2 protein-coding genes are annotated in these 790 nt (G+C 60.4%); both read left to right on the forward strand.

What is annotated here, in order from left to right:
* On the forward strand, nucleotides 1-219 hold a 219-nt coding region (locus HMPREF1868_RS10025), incomplete at its 5' end, for a hypothetical protein (protein WP_231782275.1).
* A 103-nt stretch (nucleotides 220-322) separates the two neighbouring features.
* The gene (locus HMPREF1868_RS06840; protein ID WP_197414969.1) at nucleotides 323-586 is read left to right on the forward strand and encodes a thioredoxin family protein; all 264 of its coding nucleotides are present in this window, start codon (nucleotides 323-325) and stop codon (nucleotides 584-586) included.
* Nucleotides 587-790 lie beyond the last annotated feature (204 nt).

The raw sequence follows: 790 nt of genomic DNA on the forward strand, positions 1-790 counted from the left end.
TGGAGCAGTGTCGTTCTGACTGGTAATCCAACCCACAAGTGGACGCGGCTCGGCCTGGACGCAGACTCCGAAGCTCGGATAGTAATCACGTCGTATGGCGCGACGCGTGACGAGCGGGACATTGTTGACGAGATAAGGCGCAGGATGAGGAAATATGCCGTGAACGTGATCTACGTATCCAGGGACGGGACCAGCTCTATCTTCCTCGCCCGCCAATAGAAAAGGGGCCTTGCCCTCCCAATTAGCTGGGCGGGTGTACCCCTTCACAAATGAGTATACCAGATTCTGTGGTGCGGCGAGAGCGGAGGAGACCATGCCCGCTGTGACCATATGGCACGCCAAGTGGTGCGCCCCGTGCAGGGCGACGCTCGCGGACCTCGTGCCGAAGCTGAGGGACGCCGGCGTCGAGCCGGAGGTCGTCGACATAGAGGACCGCCCGTGCGCGGCGAGGTACGAGCATATCGACTACCTGCCCACCGTCACGGTGACGGACGGGCGCAAGGAGCTACTCCGCAGCAGGGGCTACCCGAGCGACGAGGCCGTGGAAGCCATCGTCGCCATGGGTTTTGGAGCAGTGTCGTTCTGACTGGTAATCCAACAGCCCGCCACTTGTCCCCCAGCAAATCCGGGTTTTGGAGCAGTGTCGTTCTGACTGGTAATCCAACTCGGCCATCCAGCCCGCAGACGTGGTGTGCGTTTTGGAGCAGTGTCGTTCTGACTGGTAATCCAACGCTGGGATACGGCGAGGATACCCTCGAGTGGTTTTGGAGCAGTGTCGTTCTGACTGGTA

The organism is Olsenella sp. DNF00959, assembly GCF_001553055.1.
GTDB lineage: Bacteria > Actinomycetota > Coriobacteriia > Coriobacteriales > Atopobiaceae > Olsenella_I > Olsenella_I phocaeensis.